The following is a 21,034-nucleotide window of genomic DNA, read 5'->3' on the forward strand; positions in this document are numbered from 1 at the left end:
TAGCGGGGATACTTTAGGATATGCAGGAAAAACTTGTCTGCGAGGGCTAATTTAATAGATTAGTATGGAATTATGAATGTTTCTGAAATTTTACATCACGGCAGATCAACTACTTCATATCCCCATTGGCATATGTTATGTTTAAAGAAAATTGAAATAGATCCATGCAACTCGCAATACATTGAAACTGTACGGCAGTTATTTGTATCCGTTTATTAAAGTTTGTGATGAAAGGTGGTATTTCAACGATGCCTTTTAATCCTCGCATCTTAATTCTTACGGCTAGTTATGGAAATGGACATATTCAAGCTTCTAAAGCGCTGCAGCAGCAGTTCTTGAAACAGGGTATAGAGCAAGTGAAAATTGTTAACCTCATGAAGGAAGGCCATCCGTGGATCTACTCCATAACTTCTTCGTTAATCAGTAAAAGTACAAAAAGCTCTAAATTAGGCCTTGACTACTATGGCTGGAGTTATTATTTAACACGTGAAACGAAAGAGACCGCGCTATTTCAGAAATCAATGACTTATTTGGGTCAAAAGAAACTAAGAGAACTTATCCAAAAAGAACGTCCGGATGTTGTGGTCAATACGTTTCCTTTCGGCGCTGCTCCAATCGTCTGTAGTGCAATGGGGGTTAAAAATTTTACAGTACTCACGGATTACGCGTTACATGCAACTTGGCTGCATCCAAAAGTCGATCGGTATTATGTGGCAACGGAAGATTTGAAACAACAAATTATTTTTAAAGGATATAACAAAGACTGTATAGAGGTCAGCGGCATTCCGCTGAAGCAAGAGTTCGCAGCAGCGAGCATTCGTGCGCAATCGCAACCACTATCACTGCGAAAGAAGATTATCCTTATCATGGCTACGGAAAGCGGAGTAACCAGTTATCTGGATGAAATGTTGGATTCGCTGCTGCTTCTAGAAGATTGTCAATTAGTTGTCATCTGTGGCCATAACGAGAAGTTGAAAGATAGACTTGAGGCAGATTTTGCTGCGTACCCGGGGATCACCATTCTTGGTTTTGTCGATAATGTTCACGAGTGGATGTCGAGAGCTATGTGTATTGTAACGAAAGCAGGCGGATTAACGTTGACAGAGGCTATTGCCTTACGACTGCCGGTTTTCGTGTATAAGCCAAATGGCGGTCAAGAGAAAGAAAATGCCTTGTATTTATCCAGGCTTGGTGTAGCTTCAATCGCCAATAAGATGGAGGACTTTTACATAAATATTCAGCAGTTTGTACGGCATCCCACTAAAAGTGAAGAAATGAGAGCTCGTATGGCCTCGTTGCAGCGTAATCATGCAGCGGCGCACATCGTAAATGACATGTTGATGATATTGGATAATTCATTCATGTCCGCTTCAATTTGAGGTTGTGATAGATCAAGGAGTTTGCTCCGTAGCAGCTCCTTTTTTTGTTGAAGAATTTTAACGAGTTAAGTTGGAAAAGAGAGAAAAAGAGAAGCATTTGAATAGAAGACTGCTCCTAACATACATTGAATGACAAGAAGCGTCTAATAACGAGTGAGTTGTTCGGAAAATAGAAGAAAATATTATTTCTAAGGAAATATCAGAGATAGTACTAGCAGGTTTCTAGCATTAAATTTTGATAAAGTCGAAGGGAAAAACCTTGTGCTAGAGAAGTTACTACATGGAAAACATGCGGATGAGTTTCAGGACAGAAATCAACAGTTTAGAAGGGCGAACTACTATGAGGATGATACGTCAAAATTTGAAATAGAGATAAATGCAGGAGTTTTTGAAGAGAAGGTAACTGAAATATCAGGGCGAACTTCATTACTTTGAAATCATATTTGATTTTTGCGCTAAGTTGAAACTCAGTATTTGGGATGTAAAACTTAACCAAGAGATTCTTTCTGAAGATGATATGAAAAAGAGCGTTGAGAGGTTTAACCGCTTAAGATGAGTAAGCTTGTAAGGCACCTATCGGTGTCTTTTTTTCGACAAAACGAATCGAAATGTGCCGATATTCGGCAGGTAACTAGTTCATTAGACATATTTTGAGCAGCGTATAGAGGGGAAAGGTCTCAAAGGTAGAAAAAGGTAATTGACAATCATTTTTACACCTAATGATGGAGGTGAAGCACGGTGCTGCGACGCCCTGTACCCATTTTTGTCCAGTTGCTCGCGGGGATGTTCTTGATTGCCGCACTGGCGATCGCGCTTACAAATCTGCTGAATTACCGCATGACGTCACAGATTGTGCTCAACCGCACCGCAAGCTATACCCAAGAATCCGTGGAACAGCTGTCAGCCAAAATCGATGTGTTGCTGCGCCAATACGATCAGGCTACACAAATGGTTGCATTCGATGAGAAAGTGTTGGCTGCTCTAAAAGCGGATGTTCCCCCACAAGCTGCTGAATCTCAAGTTTCAATGGACCTAAATCGGTATTTGGCGGAAAAAATACGCTACATTGCCGGGGATATGCTGCTTCATTTATTTGACCGCAATGGACACGCGTACGCTTCTAATGAATCCCTGCAGTTATTCTGGCGGATGGCGGACGATGTAGCTGCTGTAAGCTGGTACAGCAAAATGCAAACGCTTGACGGACACATGCTGTGGGTATACGGGCCTGCCTGGCGGGATGGCGAAATCCCGGCGATTATTGGAGCTCGTAAGTTGAAGGACCCGTCAAGCCTGACACCGCTCGGAGATGAGTTTATTGTATTTCCGGTGGATAAAATCAATCGGATTATTGGCGAAACAGGCCAACGGATCGAGCGAAAGGTGCAGGTGATGGATTCCATCGGCAACATCGTGTATTCGACGGTTCCACGAGAAATCGGTACGGCTGCGGACGTTGGCCTGTTCAGTAAATTTGGAAGAAATGCGCAACCTTTCTTCGAATGGAAGACAAGGGAGGATCAGAAGCAAGTGCTGGTATCTTATGCAAAATCTTCGTATAGCGGTTGGACGACAATCGCCTATTTCAAACCTGAGGCAGTCAACAGCGAGGCTTCTCAAATTTGGGCTCATGCCTTGATCACCATGGGCGCAGGTATCCTCATTGCCTTAGTGTTTGTGACGTACTTTACATGGACACTTACCAAACCAATCCGGCTGCTGGCCGATGGCATGAATCGACTCCGTAAAGAAGGGGTCAAGCCGATTGACAAACCATTTGCTAGCCGTGAAATCACTAGACTTTATGCCAATTACAATGCCTTAGTGGAAGAGTTGGAGGACGTTGTAGAGCGGCTCTCGGAGCAGCAAATTACGGTACAGTGGGCGCAGTTGGTAGCACTTAAAGCACAGTTTAGGCCTCACTTTTTGTACAATTCGCTCAATCTGATTTACTGGACCATTGAGGATGAACGGCCGGATCAGGCGCAAGCCATGACGCTCGCGCTAAGTGAACTACTCCGATATAGTGTCCACCCGTCGACGGACCTCGTAACATTAGGTGAAGATATGGAACAGCTGAATCGTTATTTGCTTTTGCAGCGAGCAAGATACGGGGAGAAGTTTCAAGTAAGCATAGAGGTGGAGGATGGACTAGAACGACAACGCGTAATACGACTCGTACTCCAGCCTCTAGTCGAGAATGCTTTCCATCATGGATTGGAGCAGCAAGATGAGGGGGATTGGCAAATCCGAGTGCGGATCTATCGACAAGACGGCATGGTGAAGTGCTCTGTTGAGGACAACGGCGTAGGGATGACGCAAGAGGCATTGCAGATGTTGGAGGTATCCATCCATCAAGAGCAAAGCTTCGAGAAGCAAGGACGAGGAATCGGACTGAGCAACCTCCACAAACAGCTGCAAGCGTTCTTCGGGCCCAGCAGCGGGATTAGCCTCTCCAAGAGTCCGCTAGGCGGGCTGCAGGTTATGCTGTCATTGCCGCTTCATACTTCGGAGATGGTTACAGTTCCACCCTTACTGTCCAAAAAAGGGGGGACTGGCGCTGCTTAATGATCGAAAAGGTAATCAATCCACCTTATGGCTCATGGTTTGCCTCGTGAGTTTCTTATTCTTGACTTCTTGTGAACCGGAATCAGCTTTACCTAGTGTGAACGGAAACACGTCGCAAGTCGTGAAGCTTCGTGTTTGGCTATGGCCGGGAAGTGGGCTTGAACGGCTCGTTAAGAAATATATGGCCGATCATCCTGGAGTGGATGTAGAGATCGTCAGCTTTCAATTTGACGATGTTTTACCGGGGCTGATGACGTCCCTGGCTACCAAAGCGGACACGCCGGATCTAGTTCTGCTTGAGGCTTCTCAACTTAATCAAGTAAAGCGTTTTCAAAATGAATTTTTTAATCTCTACGATTATGGCGATGAGAGGGAACACTACTTGGATTGGAAATGGCGCCAAGCAGAAAGCAAGGATGGCGGTTTCCTATTTGCGATGCCAGTGGACATCGGCCCTGTCGCCTTAGCGTACCGCCGGGACTTGTTTCAGATGGCAGGGCTACCAATCGAACGGGAGGAAGTCGCCGAAGTTCTAACCAATTGGGAGCAAATGGAGCAGGTTGGATTGGAAATCAAAGAGAAAACAGGCGCTTATCTTATCGATAATTTGACCAATGTATTTATGAGTTATTTGAACCAATTCGACGGTTATTATTTGACGCCGATGGATCATGAGCTTGATCCGCATGTGAAAGAAGCCTGGGATCAAGCTATACGCTTTCATAAGCTCGGGCTAAATGCGGGCCTTCCGTCGCAATCTTCCGCTTGGGCTGCAGCTGCCGTAAACGGGAAGTTCGCCGTTGTCTTGGCACCCTCCTGGCTTCATGGAGCTTTCAAGAAAGTTGCCCCCTCTACCGCAGGTGTATGGGATCTGGCACGGGCGCCCGGACTTCCCTCGAATTGGTCAGGGACATGTCTGGCTGTTCCACGGACGAGCCGCAATCCTCATGCGGCTTATGAGCTAGCGCAATGGTTGACGGCTCCAGCACAGCAGCTAGACAATTTCATTGGCAGCGGTAATTTCCCTTCCACACCGGAGTCTTATTCGACCCGGGAGTTTCTAGAGGTGCGGGACGCTTTCTTTCATGACGCACCTGTCGGTCAGATTTATTCCTATACGGCGCTTCGTTACAAAGCGGCTTACAATGATTTTGAATATGAAGGGATTGAACGAATGATCAAAGAGGGCCTGCGCCGAGTGGAATCAGAGGGAGCAGATCCAGAACATACATGGGAGGACATCGTCCGCCGATTCAAGCAGACAAATACGGGAGGTTGATCGTGATGTTTACAGTTCTTGTCGTCGATGATGAAGCAAATGTGCGCCACCCGGTATGCAGAACCCTTTCGCGGTTAGATGGCGTGGGAGAAGTGCTGGATGCAGCAAATGGACTTGAGGCAATGGCTTTGTTAAAGAAGCAGAAAGTCCATCTCCTTATTACGGATATCCGCATGCCTGCAGCGGATGGTCTGCAATTAGCGGAATTTGCGCGGGAGCATTCGCCTGGAACCGATGTATACGTGCTCACAGGGCATGCGGAGTTCGATTATGCACAGAAGGCAATGGAGCACGGGGTTCATGCCTATTTGCTTAAGCCATTGTCCAAGGAAAAGCTCAGAGAGGTCTTTCTGGCATCCTATGAGAAGCATCGTCGCAGACAGGAATCTCAACAAGTTAATGTCATTAGAGAACGTGCGCTATTAGAAAAGCGTCTTCATGATTTGCTCCAAGGCGTTCCGGTTCCAACTTTCGATGAAGGCTTGATTCCGTCTCATAAGAAAATCATGCTCGTTTCCTTTTCAACTAAAGACTTAAGGTCATTAGGGGAAGCTTCTGTGCGTTATTTTATCAGGGAGTGCGCATATGAGGCATTCAGCCGTCTGGGCACAGCAGCCGTGTGTCTAGAGGACAGGCTCGTCACAGTCGTGCTGTTTGCTAATCAATGCGATCAGGAGGCTTGGGAGAGGGAAGTGCAAGAGACGTCGAAGTGGATGGCGGCAAAGCTGCGAATTGAGGTGAAGACAGGGTATGGGGGAGCGACGAAGGAGATCGGAGATCTTAGCTTGATGTACATCCGCAGTATGATCAGCCTTGGATTTACAGAAATTACGCGTAAAGAAAGTGGCGGTGAATCGTTCCCGCCGATCATCCGAGCGCTTCTTGGCTATGTTCACAAAGAGTATGCCGGTGCGGCCAACTTGTCCGACTTTGCCCAGCAATACCAAATCAACCCCAATTATTTGAGCAACTTATTTCACCAGGAAACGGGGATGACTTATACGCACTATTTAACGCAGCACCGCTTGACTGAGGCTAAAAAGTGGTTAAGAGATACGAATTTGAAGATCTACGAGGTGTGTGAAAAAGTGGGCTACAAGGACCCTGCATATTTCAGCCGAATCTTCAAAACGTTCGAGGGGATAGCTCCGGGAGCTTATCGGACAGTGGACGGAACTTTCCTAACTTAAGTCCAAGAAATCGAAGATGCGTTACCTATACGGGTTGTCCACCCCTGTTTATACTAAATGTAAGGGCTTTCTTAATAGGCTCGAAATTTGAAGGGAGCGTTAATCGATGAAAAACGTGTCGAAGGGTAAGGCCTTAGGTTTACTAATGGCTTCCGTCCTCCTTCTTAGTGCTTGCAGCAGTGGTGGAGGAGCACCGGAAGCAGTAAAAACGGATGCGAAAGCAAGCGATGGCAAGAAAGTTCAACTTCAAATGTGGTTTTGGCAGGGGGCTTCATTCGAAAAAATCATCCCAGAGTTTAACCGCACCCATCCTAACATCGAGATCATTCCACAAATTTACAAATGGGAAGATGCGCACAAAAAGCTTTTAACGGCGATGTCAGCGGGGTCTGGAGCTCCGGATATCGCAATGATCGATATTTCCCAGTTGGATCAGTTTCTGAAATACCCAGATAAATTTAATGATCTTAATACTTTTGGCGCCAAGGAAATAGCCAAAGACTTTCTTGACTGGAAGTGGAAACAATCCACGGTCGGCGAGAAACAGCTTGGTCTTCCGACGGATATCGGTCCGATGGTGCTCTATTATCGGCAGGATTTGTTCCAACAAGCTGGATTACCGTCCGAACCGAACGACGTTGCAGCCAAGATCAAGACGTGGGACGATTTCCTAGCTGCAGGTAAAACGCTTAAAGAGAAAACGGGGGCCGATATTTTATCGAATCCTAATGAACTTTTCGGCGCTATTCGTGATCAAGGGGATGAGTTGTACTTCGATAAGGACGATCAGCTCATCATTGAAAAAAATCCGCAAGTAAAGAAAGCTTTGGAATATTTTAAAAAGGCTCGTGACATGGGTATTGCGGGTAGTTATGATCAAAAGAATGCTCTTCAAGAGTATTCGGCAGCTCTCAACTCAGGCAAAATTGCCACGTATATCTCAGCAGCATGGGGCCGAGGACATGTCGAAACCCGTGCTCCGGATACGAAAGGGAAATGGCGCGCAGCGAAAATTCCGGAAGGCACTGGCAACATGGGCGGATCGTTCCTGACCATCCCTAAGGAGTCCAAATACGCGAAGGAAGCTTACACCGCTATTAGTTGGCTGATTTCTCCTCAGCAGCAGCTCGAAGTCTTTAAACTATCCGGCAACTTCCCTTCAACACCATCCGTATATGGGGACAAGGCTTTCACAGAAACGGGTTATGAGTTTTGGGGCAATCAGAAGCTTGGTGTGTTGTACTCTGAAGTTGCTAAAGACGTAAAAGTGCAGCGTAAGGGGCCAAACTATCAAACGGTTGCGGATATCATTGGCGACGGCATGCAAGCTGTAGCGGTAGATAAAACGAAAGATCCTGATAAAGAGTTCTGGTCACTCGTCGAGAAAGCCAAAACGAAATTGAAGAATAAATAAAGGCCAATAGGGGGCAATTTCGATTCACTGGCCCATAGTGGCGATGGAAGCGAATTGCTCCCTGTAGGTATATCTTATGAGGATAGGATGTGGAGCCGATGAAAGGGTTCAAAGCCCATCTGGCGCCCTACGTAATGATTTCTCCATTTTATATTCTCTTTATCGCTTTCAGCCTGTTTCCCATCCTGTTCTCGCTGTATCTGGCGTTTCATTCCTGGGATGGGCTTGGCCCCATGGAGTTTGTAGGGTTTCGCAATTTTCGTAATCTGTTGACGGACGATCCGGAATTCTGGACATCGGTCGGCAACACTTTTGTTATTTGGTTTCTGTCCACTGTGCCTCAGCTGTTCGCTGCACTCGTGATTGCCTTTTTGCTTAATGCAGCTTTTATGCGGTTTAAGGACTTTTACCGGGCGGTTTATTTTCTACCTAACATTACTTCAATTGTAGCGGTTGCCATCATCTTCGGATCGTTTTTTGGCAGCCAATTCGGTCTCATTAACGGCCTGCTGCAGGCAATAGGGCTTCCTCGCATTGAATGGATCAATGATCCGTTTTGGGTGAAAGTTGCCATCTCGCTCATGGTCATCTGGCGTTGGTCCGGTTATAACGCAATCATTTACTTGGCGGGACTTCAGAGCATCCCGCATGATTTGTACGAGGCAGCTACCATTGACGGAGCCAGCCGCAAGCAGCAGTTCTTCAGCATTACGTTGCCTCTTCTGAAGCCAATTATTCTCTTTACTGTTATTCTCTCGACGATTGGCGGTATGCAGCTGTTTACGGAACCGCTCATTCTGGTTGGCAATACCGGAGGAGCGACGAAAGGCGGGCTGACGCTGGTGTTATACCTGTATAATCAGGCGTTTGGCAACCAAATGTTCGGTTATGCTTCCGCAGTTGCATGGATGCTGTTTCTGATTATCGGCATATTTTCATTTGTGAATTGGAAGTTCGTCTCAAGAGGGGAGGGAGTCTGATGGTGCCATCATCTTCCAAAGTATCCTTCGGACGCGTCATCACTGCTGTTGCTGTGAAAAAGACAAGAGCGCCGGGCACCCTTTGGCTCCATGTAGTCATGATTACCGGGGCGATTCTATCCCTGTTTCCTTTCTATTGGCTGCTTGTCATGTCAACAGCGACGACAGCGGACATGTTCCGGTTTCCACCTCGGCTTCTGCCTGGAGACCAACTGCTTGTCAATATTGGAAAAGTGCTTGATCATGTCGGCTTTTTTCGCTCATTTAGCAATAGTCTTCTTGTTGCAGGCACACATACGGCGTTAGTGTTGTTTTTCTGCTCTTTAGCAGGATTTGCCTTTGCGAAATTCCAGTTTCCAGCGAAGGCGCCGTTATTCTTCTTTTTATTAGCGACAATGATGGTGCCTCAACAGTTAGGTCTTATACCACAATTCATCATTATGCAAAAACTTGGCTGGATCAATGATCTCAAAGCGCTTATTGTACCAGGAGCGGCCAGCGCGTTCGGGATCTTCTGGATGCGGCAGTATACGACTTCGGTCGTTCATGACGAGCTTATAAATGCCGGTCGAATAGACGGCTGTAACTCGTTCGATCTTTATTGGAGAGTCGCGCTTCCGGTACTGCGTCCAGCACTTGCGACACTGGGAATCATTACGTTTCTAGGGTCGTGGAACGATTACCTGTGGCCGCTTGTCGTCATTTCAGTGCAGGAAAAGTTTACAATCCAGATGTTGATTGCCTCTATGAACGGGGTGTACAGCACTGATTACTCCATGGTCATGGCGGCTACATTAATGGCTACCGTGCCGCTCATCATTGTATTTTCGCTATTCAGCCGCCAGTTTATTGCCGGTCTTATGCAAGGGTCGGTGAAAGATTAATAGTTAACAGAGTTAAACGTTCACTCGATGAGTGGACGTTTTTTGTGCGGATGGAATGCCTTCAATCGTGTAAAATGAGAAAAGATAGGCATAATGATGAGCTTCCTTTTCAAAAAAATAATGAGGTGAGCCTAATGAACGATTCTGCTTTACATTTTTATGATGAGCTTGCAGAAGACTACCATTTAATTTTCGAGGAATGGACACGAGCCATTGCTTCGCAAGGAGAAACATTAAGCAGAATCATCCGCTCGAAATTAACGGCTTCAGTTACTGAAGAAACGACACTGTTGGACTGTTCTTGTGGGATTGGCACACAGGCAATAGGCTTGGCATTAAATGGATTTAAAGTGACTGCGACAGATTTAAGTCCAGTGTCCGTAGAAAGGGCCAAAAAAGAGGCTGAGTCTTTTGGGGTTGAATTAAATGGAGGAGTAGCTGATTTTCGATCGTTGGACAAAGACGTTTCCGGTATGTTTCACATCGTTCTTTCGGCTGATAACGCAATCCCTCACCTTCTTACGGATGAAGAACTACTTAAAGCCGCTAGTAATATGTATAAAAAATTGGAAATTAATGGGTTAATCCTGATTACAATGAGAGATTATGATGAATTAGTAAAATCGAAGCCAAAAGCTACGGAACCGCGTATTTTTGATCAGGGTAAACGCATTGTTTTTCAAATTTGGGACTGGGAAGAGGAGTCGGCTGCTTATCTGACTAATCACTTTATTATGCAAGAAATTGACGGCGTGTGGAAAACTAAGCATAATAAAACGAGATACAGAGCTTTGCTGCGAGAGGAATTTAGTCGTATTTTGACACAAGCGGGATTCTCTTCCATTGAATGGCAGATGCCGTCCGAAACAGGGTATTACCAGCCGATTGTCACTGCACGAAAAAAATAATAGGGTAAAAGGATGGTGCAGATGTCTCAACCACTAGTCTATGTTCGGTTCCCTGAAGAAGCGGACATTGCACAGATCATCGCAATGAACAAGCGCAATAGGGCGTTTTTCGAGCAATTTTCTCCAAGTAATTCCGATGACTATTACACAGAGGAGCACATGCTCCAATGGCTGAATAAGAGCAGGATCGATCGAATGGAGGATCGGAAATACTCCTTCGTGGTATGCCAAACGGAAGATGAACAGATCGTCGGTACCATCGGGTTGACGTATGTCGTACGGGGACCTCTACAGAGCTGCATGATTGGCTACAATTTGGACCAGGCGGCCAACGGCAAGGGTTATATGACGGAAGCAGTGAAACAAGTGGTGCGTTATGCTTTCGAGGAACTGAGGATTCACCGGATTATTGGCGAAGCTTCTCCTAAGAATCCTGGTTCAATTCGTGTGTTAGAGAAGGCCGGTTTCCACAAGGAAGGGATCTCCCGCAGCAATGTGAAGATTAATGGCGTGTGGGAGGACCATCAAGTTCTGGCCATTATTAATCCCAATCCGGATATTTAGGCTGTTTAATACGAAGATCAGACCCATCCTGTGGGTCTTTTTTTGGCATTTAACCATGGTTCAGATGATCGGGAAAATAGGGGGTTGACTTGGAGTTAACTCCAAGGGGTAGACTAGTTTTGTGGAAGACGATATGAATTTGAAAGTGAGGAACAATGAATGGACTATGTGAAGCTTGGAAATACGGGTTTGGATTTATCACGAATTTGTCTAGGGTGTATGAGCTTCGGTGTTGCAGAGCGATGGGTTCATCCATGGGTGCTTGATGAAGAGCGCAGCCGTCCTATTATCAAAAAAGCGCTGGAGCAGGGTATTAACTTTTTTGATACGGCAAATGTGTATTCGGATGGTACCAGCGAGGAAATCGTTGGACGCGCACTAAAGGATTATGCCAATCGAGATGAAATTGTTCTTGCGACGAAGGTTCATTTCCGTATGCATCAAGGTCCGAATGGTGCCGGTCTTTCCCGCAAGGCGATCATGAGTGAGATCGACAAGAGCCTTAAGCGATTGGGAACAGATTATATAGACCTGTACCAAATTCATCGCTGGGACTACAACACGCCAATTGAAGAAACGATGGAAGCCCTGCATGATATTGTTAAGGCAGGGAAGGCAAGATACATTGGCGCTTCCGCGATGTACGCCTGGCAGTTCCTGAAGGCATTGCACACGGCTGAAAAACATGGGTGGACTCGGTTTGTATCGATGCAGAATCATTTGAACCTCATATACCGTGAAGAGGAGAGGGAGATGCTGCCGCTTTGCAAGGAAGAGAAAATCGGCGTTATTCCATACAGTCCGCTTGCTTCAGGACGATTGACACGTGATTGGTCGGAAGCGACGCATCGTTCTGAAACCGATCAAGTTCAGAAATCAAAATATGATGCTACGGCAAATACGGATAAACTCATTGTTGAGCGTGTTGCGGCAATCGCAGAGCAGCATGGTGTCCCTCGGGCGCAAATCGCTCTCGCATGGTTATTGCAGAAGGAACCAGTAACAGCTCCTATTATCGGTGCAACGAAAATGTCAAATCTCGAAGACGCTGTAGCGGCTCTTTCCATTTCGCTATCACGTGAAGAAGTTGCTTCACTCGAAGAGCCGTATGTTCCTCATCGGGTTATTGGTGCCATTTAATTAATATAAAGACTGAGAAAGGGGGGCGAGCAACATGTTAATTGCCGAAGCAAGTGAAAAATTTGACTTGTCACAAGATACTCTTCGTTATTATGAACGAATCGGACTTATTCCAAGGGTGAATCGAAATAAAAGCGGAATCAGGGATTATACGGAAGAAGATTGCAAATGGGTTGAATTTATTAAATGTATGCGAGGCGTAGGTCTTCCGGTTGAAGTTTTGATTGAGTACGTAGCGTTGTTTCAACAGGGCGATGAGACGAAAGAAGCTAGAAAAGAGCTCCTCGTTGAACAGCGTGAGCAGCTCAGAACAAGGATGGAAGATATGAAAAATGTATTGTTACGTTTAGATGATAAGATTAACAGATACGAACAAACCATTGCTGCAAGAGAAAAAACGCTAAATAGATCGTTAGACTAGTTTTAACTCTACGAGAAACCACATGCGACAACGCGCCATTCTTACGTTATAATAGTAGTTGAAAACGTTTCCGAGAGGGGCTGTGGCTGTGGGTAGAAACGATCGATTAGGCGAGCGGTTGACTCCGCTGTTGAAGAGCTTTATGGAGAAAGGGCCAGTTGGCTGTGCATGTACGGTAGTACACCGGGGAGAAGTGATCTACCAGGAAACCCTGGGGTATGCGGATTTGGACAAAAAGCAAGAGATCAATCTGAACACCGTCTACCGGATTTATTCCATGACCAAGGTAGTAACCTGTGTTGCAGCACTCATGCTTTATGAGAAAGGCCTTTATCTGCTAAACGATCCACTAGGTGATTATTTGCCGGAGTTTCAAAACCCGCAGGTGTACAAGTATAACGATTTCGGTGTGAAGACTTTGGTCCCGGCGGGAGCTCCGATTCGGATCAAGGATCTGTTTATGATGACTTCCGGGATTACATATGGTGGAGACGGCAATGAAACGGAACGCCAAACGCGCGCGAAAATGGAAAAAGCAGCCGAGACCATGGATACTCGAACAGCGGTCAAAGCGATTGCGTCCGTACCGCTTGCCTTTGAGCCTGGTACTCGTTGGAAATACGGGATGAGCCACGATGTTCTTGCCGCATTGATTGAGGTGTTGTCAGGCCAAAAGTTTGGCGATTTTCTGGAGAAGGAAATTTTCGAGCCGCTAGGCATGAAAGATACCTCCTTCCGTATGAGAGAGGATCAGCGTGACCGACTGTGCACGATGTATGATTGTGCTGCTGATGGCACAATGACACCTAACACTAGATTGGATGCCTGCTATCAGCCGGATTGTCAGTTGGAGAGCGGAGGAGCTGGGCTGCTTTCGACAATTGGGGATTACAGCAAGTTTGCGCAAGTACTCTCGAATGGCGGCGAACTAGGTGGAACTCGTATCTTAAGCCCCAAAACCGTTCAATTGATGGCAACGAATCATTTGAGTGCTCAACAGCTGCGAGATTTCGACTGGACGCAAATGAGCGGTTATGGCTATGGCCTAGGCGTTCGCGTATTGCTGGATCCTGCGGCTGGCGGAAACAACGGTTCAATCGGTGAATTCGGTTGGGCGGGTATGGCAGGATCCTATTTGCTAATCGATCCCAAAGAAGAGCTCTCTATTGTCTATATGCAGCAGTTGCTTCCGAGCCGCGAGCCTTTTATTCATCCGCGGATTCGGGCTGTTGTTTATGGAGCGATGGAGTAAAATTTCTTAGCATTAAAAAAGAGGCGACCCCAAGGTCATTACATTGACCGAGGGTTTGCCTCTTTTTATTAGGCAAACTTATTCAACAATATTGATTGTCACATCGATGTTACCTCTTGTTGCTTTGGAGTAAGGGCATATTTGATGTGCCGCATTGGCAAGTTCTCTGGCCACTTCCTGGGCAACCCCGTCAACGGTCACATCGAGTTCCGCGGATAACTGAAATCCGCCGTCGTCTGTTTTGTTAATCGTAATATGGGCAGTTACTTGTGTGCCCTCAACTTTGATGCCTTTTTGGCGAATCGCCAGATTCAGTGCGCCATCGAAACATGCGGAATATCCTGCCGCAAAAAGTTGCTCCGGATTCGTGCCATGGCCACCTGGCCCGCCTAGCCCTGTTGGCGTTTTGAGTTCAAGGGAGATGACTTGGTCGGAAGAGACCACTTTCCCGCTTCTTCCACCGACTGCTGTTACGGTTGCTGTGTATAGACTTTGCATGATGATTGGCTCCTTAAGGTACATGATTAATGTAAGTCCCCTATACATTTCCCGAAAAAAGTGGTTATTATGAGAAAATTTTCTTCATTTATCACACGATATCGGTACGCCTTGAACATATGGTAATTACGACCAATTGTGACTTAAAAAATGGCTGGTTGGCGAATAAACTATACGTATAAGGAGGAAATTGTCTATGGGTAATCCTGCAAATCTTGCAAACCGATATAGGATCGTTCAACCGCTTAAGCAATTGACGAATGGACAGATCGTAAGAGGACAGGATGTAACCTCTGAGCGAGATGTTATTATATATACTTTTCAAGAAAGTGATGTACTAGAAAATGAGGAAATTTTACATTGGATGAAAAAAGCGTCGCAGATCTCCAACAAACATTTCATGCAGATGCTGGACTACGGGTCGGAAGACGGGACGTTGTATGCCGTACTTCGGGTAGAGTCGGGAAGTCTTTTGACCGATCGGCTGAACGACTTGGTGATAACCGGAAACAAAGCACTTACGTACGTGCACGAGTTGGCTATAGCTCTTCGAGAGGCACAAATGAAACAGCATTTAGCCTTTTCGGTTGATGTGAATAATCTTTGGATCACAGATCAAGGCCAGCTGCGGATCATGGATCGATGGACGGAGGGGAACAACGGGAGGCGCGGAGCACCGGGTCTGGGGCTGCTGCTCTATCAGCTGGCTGCGAAAACGGATATTCCTACATCCTCTATGAGTGCTTACTCATTTGAGATGAGTTTGTTGTTTGCCCATATGGCAGAAGAAACTCGTGAACGTGCCGTTGCGTTAGCCTGCAAGGCGTATGAAGGCTTGTGCACGTTTGAAGATTTTCAGCTGGAGCTGGGAGGGCTTCTTGGCATCGCTGGTGAGAAGCCAGAGCCTCGTACGCCATCCTATGCCAAACCTTCTACATCCAGTGAGAAAAAGGCTGTTCGCAAATGGTTATTGATCGCACCCGCCGGACTCAGTGTACTCGTTTTGGTACTCTTTTTATCCTTGCGTTCGAACTCGGATTATGCGAACGATGCGAAGCAGCAGACGACTGCTAAGGCCGATCCTGTAGCAGTTGCGACAAGTGGGGCAGATTTTTCGAAACCATCTGCATCGCCAACACCCGATCGTACTGCCACACCGACAGCTGAGCCAGTAGTTGCTCCAACTCAGCTGAGTGGCGATAGCGCGGGACAAGATCAGCTTGGCGTCGTTCCGGACTTGGTCAATCATACGAGGGAGGAAGCAGAGAAGATGGCATTGGATGCAGGTCTTCGCTACGAGTTTTTCTTGGAGTCGAGCAGCGCATCCCAGGGAACCGTATTCAAGCAAGACATCCCTCCAGGAACCGCTGTTCATAATGGTGACCGTGTCACGTTTTGGGTGAGCAAAGGGTTATAACGGGAAGTGATTGTGCTCGTAGACTTCAAACATTTATTTCCGCAACCCTTCTCTCCTAATTTCGGAAGGGTTTTTTCCTCTTACTTTTTTGAACTGTCTGCTGAAAAAAGACAAGTCCTTGTATCCAAGCGCTTCAGCCACTTCAGAGGCATTCATCCCGTTATAGCGTAGCAAATGTTCGGCCCGCTCAATGCGTGTCTGGATAATATATTGCTCCAGGGATATTCCCATTACTTCTTTAAATTTGAGCGAAAAATAGCGCGGGGATAAGTTGGCATTCTCCGCCAAAGATTCCATCGAATGCGGCATGCCCGGTGTCTGACGGATACGGTGAGCTAACACCCGAATGAGCGACGTTGTATGATCGGTTGAGTGCAAGGCCGGTTGCTCTTCTTCGCGTTTTAACTGCATCAGCATCAAGGTTAACAACAGTTTTCCCTCTATGGCGGAACCTTTCGTGTTCTCCAACATCGCTTCAACATATCGATTGAGATAGGTTTCGAAGACGAAGCGATCCTTTACAGTATGAGTACCGGATGGCATTGCCGGCAGTAATTGCTGATAATCAGCCAAAGAAAAGTGAATATAGGTGACTGTTAATGGCTGCTGCGGATCATGGCTTGCTGCTGTACGGTCTCCCGGCTTGAATATGAAACATGTTCCGCTTCCGACGGGTGATGTCAATCCGTTTCGAAGCATTGTGCCTGTACCACTCCAGGCATACCAGAGATCGAAATCCTCCAACGGCTGCAGCCGTGTATCCCATTTCCATGTCCGCTCGCAAGTGACTTTGCCGAAGTTGCCGTTTAAGCTTAAATGAGAGATGAATTCCACGTTGAAGTATCTCCTTTATGTAGAAAAGTACAAAGATTTCGTGCTGTAGTGAATTCATTTTACACCGTTTTATCCGTAATATGAAGGTATTCAAGATATCTTTAGTACAAACATTTGAAGGAGATGTTTCACGATGCTGCATCCGTTTATGGGAATCGAACAGTGGGATCGAATTGGTTTGTCCGTTGAGGAGTCGGCTAAGCGTCTTCAGCGTATAGCGTACGTTGATCGGCGTTGCATGAATCTTGAAGCGGGACACATGACGGCACGGCCTGAATATGAGGTAAAAGGAGCGTTAGCTCGGTTCACCTGGCAGGATGCCGAATTCTATAACCAGTTCCGCAACCGCTGCAAACAGCTTCGGATGGGTGTGAGAGCTTTTGAGAAGTGCCCGGATGATGCATTAGATCGGTTGATGACTGCCATTTTGGAATCGTCCAATACGCTAAACTTGCTGGTCGCATTATTTGAGGTGCTGAAGCCCGCATCAATCAATGCGGTGAACAGGTATCTGTCTGAAGCTCAACCGCTCGTCGATGAACCGACGATACATCTTTTGCAGCATCAGCTAATCGACCGCAAAGGGCAAATGGTTTGGGGCGAGCAGGCGATTGCTCACTTTATGGAAGCCGCTAGCAGGGAGGAGAAAGAAAAGGCAGAGAGCTGGAAGCAGTATATCCAAGCGCTGCTGCAAGCAGCCGGGGGCATTGATGGATGCGAGGATCAAATACCGGTGAATCCGAGTTTGATCGTGAACACGGAACCGTTTCAGCTTCCTTTCACGAGCACCCGAGACAATCGGTTTCAAACGTCAGTCATCAAAATGAAGGGCATGACATTCGAAGACAATGATGAAGGACGTTTTCTTCAAATGATGCTTTCCCGTTACTTCGAGATGTCGCCAGCCGAAGGCGTAGCTTATGTGCACTTCTCTACGGAAGGGAAGCCGTGGTCCTTTTACTACGATACCGCTAGACATTGCTGGGATGAAGTCAGGCACTGCTGGTTCGGAGAAGCGGCGCTGCGGAGTAAGGGCTACGATGTCCATGCCATCCCGAATTGGACGGGCTGGTATGATATGACGAGCCAATTGTTTAACAAAGATGAAGCGTATACCCATTTAACCATTGCTATTGAGAAAGCGGCGATGAAATATCCACCGGGAAAAAGAGAGGAGTGGGAATTTTGCCGGGATGTCGCCAAGGACCCGTTAATGACGACTTTCCAGGACTTCGATTGGGCCGATGAGGTGGTTCATGCCGGGTTTGGGCAGAAATGGATTATTGATGAACTGTTTCAGGGCGACAATGTGAAAGCCTTGGATGCAGCAGAGGATACAGTCGCGAAGAGAGCCGTGTACATGGACAGCATCGATAAAGAAGGGAATGTGCCGCCGCCGAGCCGCTTTGCCGGCAATTATTAAAGCACCGATAGACGCCGAGAAGGGTTTCCTTCACGGATAAATTCGGCAGCCTTATCTTTGATATTCCTTGGGAGTGAAGCCGGTCATTTGTTTGAAAATACGGCTGAAGTAAAACTGATCGAGGTAACCGACACGTTCGCCGACTTCTTTTATCGATAAATTGCGATAATGCGTCAACAGGTATTTGGCCTCATTAATGCGCAGGGTCATCAGGTAACGGGAGGGAGGTTCTGAGGTGTATTTGATAAAAATTTTGCTTAAATAAGAGGCTGTGAAATTAAAATGCCTTGCAATTTGCTCAAGGCTTAACTCTTTGGTGAAATTTTCGCGCATAAACTCACGGACAAGTTGAACGATATCCTCGGGATTTTGGGCCGTTTGCATGTTCAAACCTTTTAAATGGTCCTGAAACTGAGCCCTCTCATTCTCAATAAGCGAAATGTTCCGCGATAGCACGCGCTGCAGCTCCTCTGTTGAAACCGGTTTGAGCAGATAATCTTTGACATTATACTGCATAGCCTCCTTGGCATAGGCGAAATCGGCATAGCCGCTGGCGATAATTTTGCGGATGCGAGGAAAGTAGCTATCCAGCGACTTGATAAGCTCCAGCCCATCCATAACGGGCATGCGAATATCTGTCACGATAAGATCAGGCTGATCTTGGCGCACCAGCTCAAGCGCTTCTTTGCCGTCTTGCGCTGCTCCTATGACTTTTACCGTATCGCAAAGGTTCTCAATTCTTTTAACAAGATTATTACGGATCAAATCCTCATCTTCGGCGACAATGACCTTAACGAACAGCCGTTCCTCCATGACCATGATGTTCGTTGATACCCCCTTGCGTAAGTGTTCCGCCAATAATAACGGTTGCGCCTTGCCCGTTTACAATCCTGAAAATGGTATTGTTACCGTACATCAGTTTCATGCGGATATAAATATTTAACAGTCCCATTCCGTTTAGTTGGAGTAAAGGAAGCACGTTTGTTTTATCAATCTCTTTGATTTTCCGATGAAGAACCACCAAACTTTCCTCACTAAAACCATCTCCCGTATCGGCAACTTCAACTTGCCAATGTTCAGCTGAGATTGTCCCACTCACACGAATCGTCCATGGCGGCTGATGTTTGGTTGCAAATTTGAGCGCATTTTCTACTAATGGTTGGATAATAAGTTTTGGTATACGTAGTTCAGTGAGCTGCTCATCGATGTCAAATTCGAAATGAACCTTGCGCCCGAAGCGAATTTGATTGATTTCCAAATATTTTCGGGTATGCAGAACTTCCTCCTTGAGAGCGACCAGGGAACCGTCTGCCGAGAAATAACGAAGAAAGTCGGACATATTTTCTGTCATGGCAACGATTTCCGCGTTCATATTTTCCTGCGCCATTACCTGGATTGTCGTTAGTGTATTATACAGAAAATGCGGATTCATTTGCGTCTGCAGAGCAATCAGTTTCGCTTGCAGTTCTTGGTACTGCGACATCAGCAAATCATCCATGGATTGCTTCAGCCGCGCGCTCATCTTCATGAACGACCAATACAATTGGTCCAGTTCGTTTAATCCGCTATTTAACTGGGGTGTAGCAACACGTTCGCTGCCTAGGTCTTCCAGCCGCATGGTTCGCATGGAACGATGAATTTTTTGAATCGGCATTGTAATCCGTTTTGCCGCAAGAAAGGATAGTAAAATAGCCAAGAGCAGAATAACCAGGGCTACTAGCACCGTGCGCTTCGCAAAGGTGAAAAGAGGCGACAGCAACTTGTTTTCAGATACGATAATAACTGTACTGAGCCCGGTAAAGTCGGAGTAATGCAGTGATAACAGCGCTTTTTCCCCCGTATCCTGATTGTAAAACGATTGGTCTCCGGCTGTTCCATCCGTCTCCTTATACCGCAAATAGGGCAAATATCGTTCTTTATCCGCATTCGTGGGATAGATGATTTCGTTGGCATTATTGTAGACGAGGACTTTAGCTTGGTAGGGATTGCGTTCAGTAAAATCTATGGCGCTTTTGAATATGCGATTAAAGTACTGCTTCACTTCGATAATTCCCATTGGCGTATTGTAGTTATCGTAGAAAAGACGGAACAAAGATATCGAAAACTGCTTCTCTTGAGAGGAGATGAAACGTGACATTTCCTCATCGGGGACAGGAAGAGCAATGTATTTTCCGGCTGCGTTATTCATCACTGCGTTAAACCACGGTTTATCTTGGGGAAGATAGGTTCGTTCTCCATTATCAAAACCGTTGCCATATACTTTGCTTTTGAAATCATACAAATACAGCTGCTCAACAGGCCGAGATGGACCGATTGCAGCCGTAAGAATGTCAGTCAACTCTTTGGCATTTTGCACAGATTTCTCAGCCCTAGTTGCACTAACGTTCTCTTGCTGCTTCTCTTCCGAATTGGTTGTGAGGGACAGATAGCTCTGAAAATGATTCTTCACGAGATTGGAGTACATCACATTCAGCGAAACATCGTTTAATTTATGGAACTCTGAATCAATGTTGTCTTGCATGGACTGTCCCATGCTTTCCAAGGTATCTGTCGCATTTTTCCGCAGCAGATCGGAGGCCCATACATAGAACCAGGCAACCAGAACGGTGAACACGATAACGATAATGAACGAGTAGGTGGAGAAAAGAATCGATCGTATGTTGCGGTGTTTCGTCCACATAACCTGCCTCCAAGCGGTTGGTGTGCCTTTGATGCTTTCATTTTCCATTGGGCTGACCGTTTTGTCAAAGCTTTTCTTGAAAGCGCATGCAAGTCAAATTTGTACATAAAAGGAGTCGGATTTCTCCATGTTAGATCGCGGGCAAGGCATCTATAATGAGGGCATACCCGAAATGTAAGCGGATTTATAAGGGTCATACCCAA

18 protein-coding genes are annotated in these 21,034 nt (G+C 46.3%); 14 read left to right on the top strand and 4 right to left on the bottom strand.

The window, feature by feature from the left end; translation table 11 throughout:
* Positions 1–248 precede the first annotated feature (248 nt).
* From RQP52_RS06045 to RQP52_RS06100, 12 genes are all read left to right on the top strand, one after another.
* Positions 249–1,379, top strand: a complete 1,131-nt coding sequence (locus RQP52_RS06045) for an MGDG synthase family glycosyltransferase (RefSeq protein ID WP_315950081.1) — start codon at positions 249–251, stop codon at positions 1,377–1,379.
* 738 nt (positions 1,380–2,117) lie between these two features.
* Positions 2,118–3,947 (top strand): sensor histidine kinase, encoded by a 1,830-nt coding sequence (locus tag RQP52_RS06050; RefSeq protein ID WP_315950083.1) that lies wholly within the window; start codon positions 2,118–2,120, stop codon positions 3,945–3,947.
* A gap of 61 nt (positions 3,948–4,008) precedes the next feature.
* Positions 4,009–5,226 (top strand): ABC transporter substrate-binding protein, encoded by a 1,218-nt coding sequence (locus RQP52_RS06055; RefSeq protein ID WP_315950085.1) that lies wholly within the window; start codon positions 4,009–4,011, stop codon positions 5,224–5,226.
* Positions 5,178–6,416, top strand: a complete 1,239-nt coding sequence (locus RQP52_RS06060) for a response regulator transcription factor (protein WP_315950086.1) — start codon at positions 5,178–5,180, stop codon at positions 6,414–6,416. The genes RQP52_RS06055 and RQP52_RS06060 overlap by 49 nt, the downstream gene beginning before the upstream one ends.
* A gap of 106 nt (positions 6,417–6,522) precedes the next feature.
* On the top strand, positions 6,523–7,830 hold the full coding sequence (locus tag RQP52_RS06065) for an ABC transporter substrate-binding protein (RefSeq protein WP_315950087.1): 1,308 nt from the start codon (positions 6,523–6,525) through the stop codon (positions 7,828–7,830).
* Positions 7,831–7,928: 98 nt separating this feature from the next.
* Entirely contained in the window at positions 7,929–8,810 is an 882-nt protein-coding gene (locus RQP52_RS06070) for a carbohydrate ABC transporter permease (RefSeq protein ID WP_315950088.1), read from the top strand.
* Positions 8,811–8,908: 98 nt separating this feature from the next.
* Entirely contained in the window at positions 8,909–9,694 is a 786-nt protein-coding gene (locus tag RQP52_RS06075; RefSeq protein ID WP_315950405.1) for a carbohydrate ABC transporter permease, read from the top strand.
* 74 nt (positions 9,695–9,768) lie between these two features.
* Positions 9,769–10,602 (top strand): class I SAM-dependent methyltransferase, encoded by an 834-nt coding sequence (locus RQP52_RS06080; RefSeq protein ID WP_315950089.1) that lies wholly within the window; start codon positions 9,769–9,771, stop codon positions 10,600–10,602.
* A 21-nt stretch (positions 10,603–10,623) separates the two neighbouring features.
* Entirely contained in the window at positions 10,624–11,166 is a 543-nt protein-coding gene (locus tag RQP52_RS06085; protein ID WP_315950091.1) for a GNAT family N-acetyltransferase, read from the top strand.
* Positions 11,167–11,325: 159 nt separating this feature from the next.
* Positions 11,326–12,306, top strand: coding sequence for an aldo/keto reductase (locus tag RQP52_RS06090; RefSeq protein WP_315950092.1), 981 nt, complete (start codon positions 11,326–11,328; stop codon positions 12,304–12,306).
* Positions 12,307–12,340: 34 nt separating this feature from the next.
* The gene (locus tag RQP52_RS06095; RefSeq protein WP_315950094.1) at positions 12,341–12,727 is read left to right on the top strand and encodes a MerR family transcriptional regulator; all 387 of its coding nucleotides are present in this window, start codon (positions 12,341–12,343) and stop codon (positions 12,725–12,727) included.
* A gap of 88 nt (positions 12,728–12,815) precedes the next feature.
* Positions 12,816–13,979: a serine hydrolase domain-containing protein gene (locus RQP52_RS06100; RefSeq protein WP_379172107.1), complete on the top strand. Its 1,164-nt coding sequence runs from the start codon at positions 12,816–12,818 to the stop codon at positions 13,977–13,979.
* Positions 13,980–14,057: 78 nt separating this feature from the next.
* Here RQP52_RS06100 and RQP52_RS06105 read toward each other — a convergent pair whose 3' ends face one another.
* Positions 14,058–14,477, bottom strand: coding sequence for an organic hydroperoxide resistance protein (locus tag RQP52_RS06105; protein WP_315950096.1), 420 nt, complete (start codon positions 14,475–14,477; stop codon positions 14,058–14,060).
* Between the two features lie 196 nt (positions 14,478–14,673).
* Between RQP52_RS06105 and RQP52_RS06110 the strand changes: the two genes are divergently transcribed.
* Positions 14,674–15,894 carry a PASTA domain-containing protein gene (locus RQP52_RS06110; protein ID WP_315950098.1) on the top strand — a complete coding sequence of 407 codons (1,221 nt, stop codon included), beginning with the start codon at positions 14,674–14,676 and terminating at the stop codon, positions 15,892–15,894.
* A 33-nt stretch (positions 15,895–15,927) separates the two neighbouring features.
* Here RQP52_RS06110 and RQP52_RS06115 read toward each other — a convergent pair whose 3' ends face one another.
* Positions 15,928–16,728 carry an AraC family transcriptional regulator gene (locus RQP52_RS06115; protein WP_315950100.1) on the bottom strand — a complete coding sequence of 267 codons (801 nt, stop codon included), beginning with the start codon at positions 16,726–16,728 and terminating at the stop codon, positions 15,928–15,930.
* A 133-nt stretch (positions 16,729–16,861) separates the two neighbouring features.
* Here RQP52_RS06115 and RQP52_RS06120 point away from each other — a divergent pair, with 133 nt between their 5' ends.
* Entirely contained in the window at positions 16,862–18,151 is a 1,290-nt protein-coding gene (locus tag RQP52_RS06120; RefSeq protein ID WP_315950102.1) for a hypothetical protein, read from the top strand.
* Between the two features lie 51 nt (positions 18,152–18,202).
* On the opposite strand, the gene RQP52_RS06125 is transcribed toward RQP52_RS06120, so the two are convergent.
* Positions 18,203–18,970, bottom strand: a complete 768-nt coding sequence (locus RQP52_RS06125) for a response regulator transcription factor (protein ID WP_315950104.1) — start codon at positions 18,968–18,970, stop codon at positions 18,203–18,205.
* Positions 18,942–20,879: a sensor histidine kinase gene (locus tag RQP52_RS06130; RefSeq protein WP_315950105.1), complete on the bottom strand. Its 1,938-nt coding sequence runs from the start codon at positions 20,877–20,879 to the stop codon at positions 18,942–18,944. The genes RQP52_RS06125 and RQP52_RS06130 overlap by 29 nt, the downstream gene beginning before the upstream one ends.
* Positions 20,880–21,034 lie beyond the last annotated feature (155 nt).

Source organism: Paenibacillus violae (genome assembly GCF_032461945.1).
Lineage (GTDB): Bacteria > Bacillota > Bacilli > Paenibacillales > NBRC-103111 > Paenibacillus_E > Paenibacillus_E violae.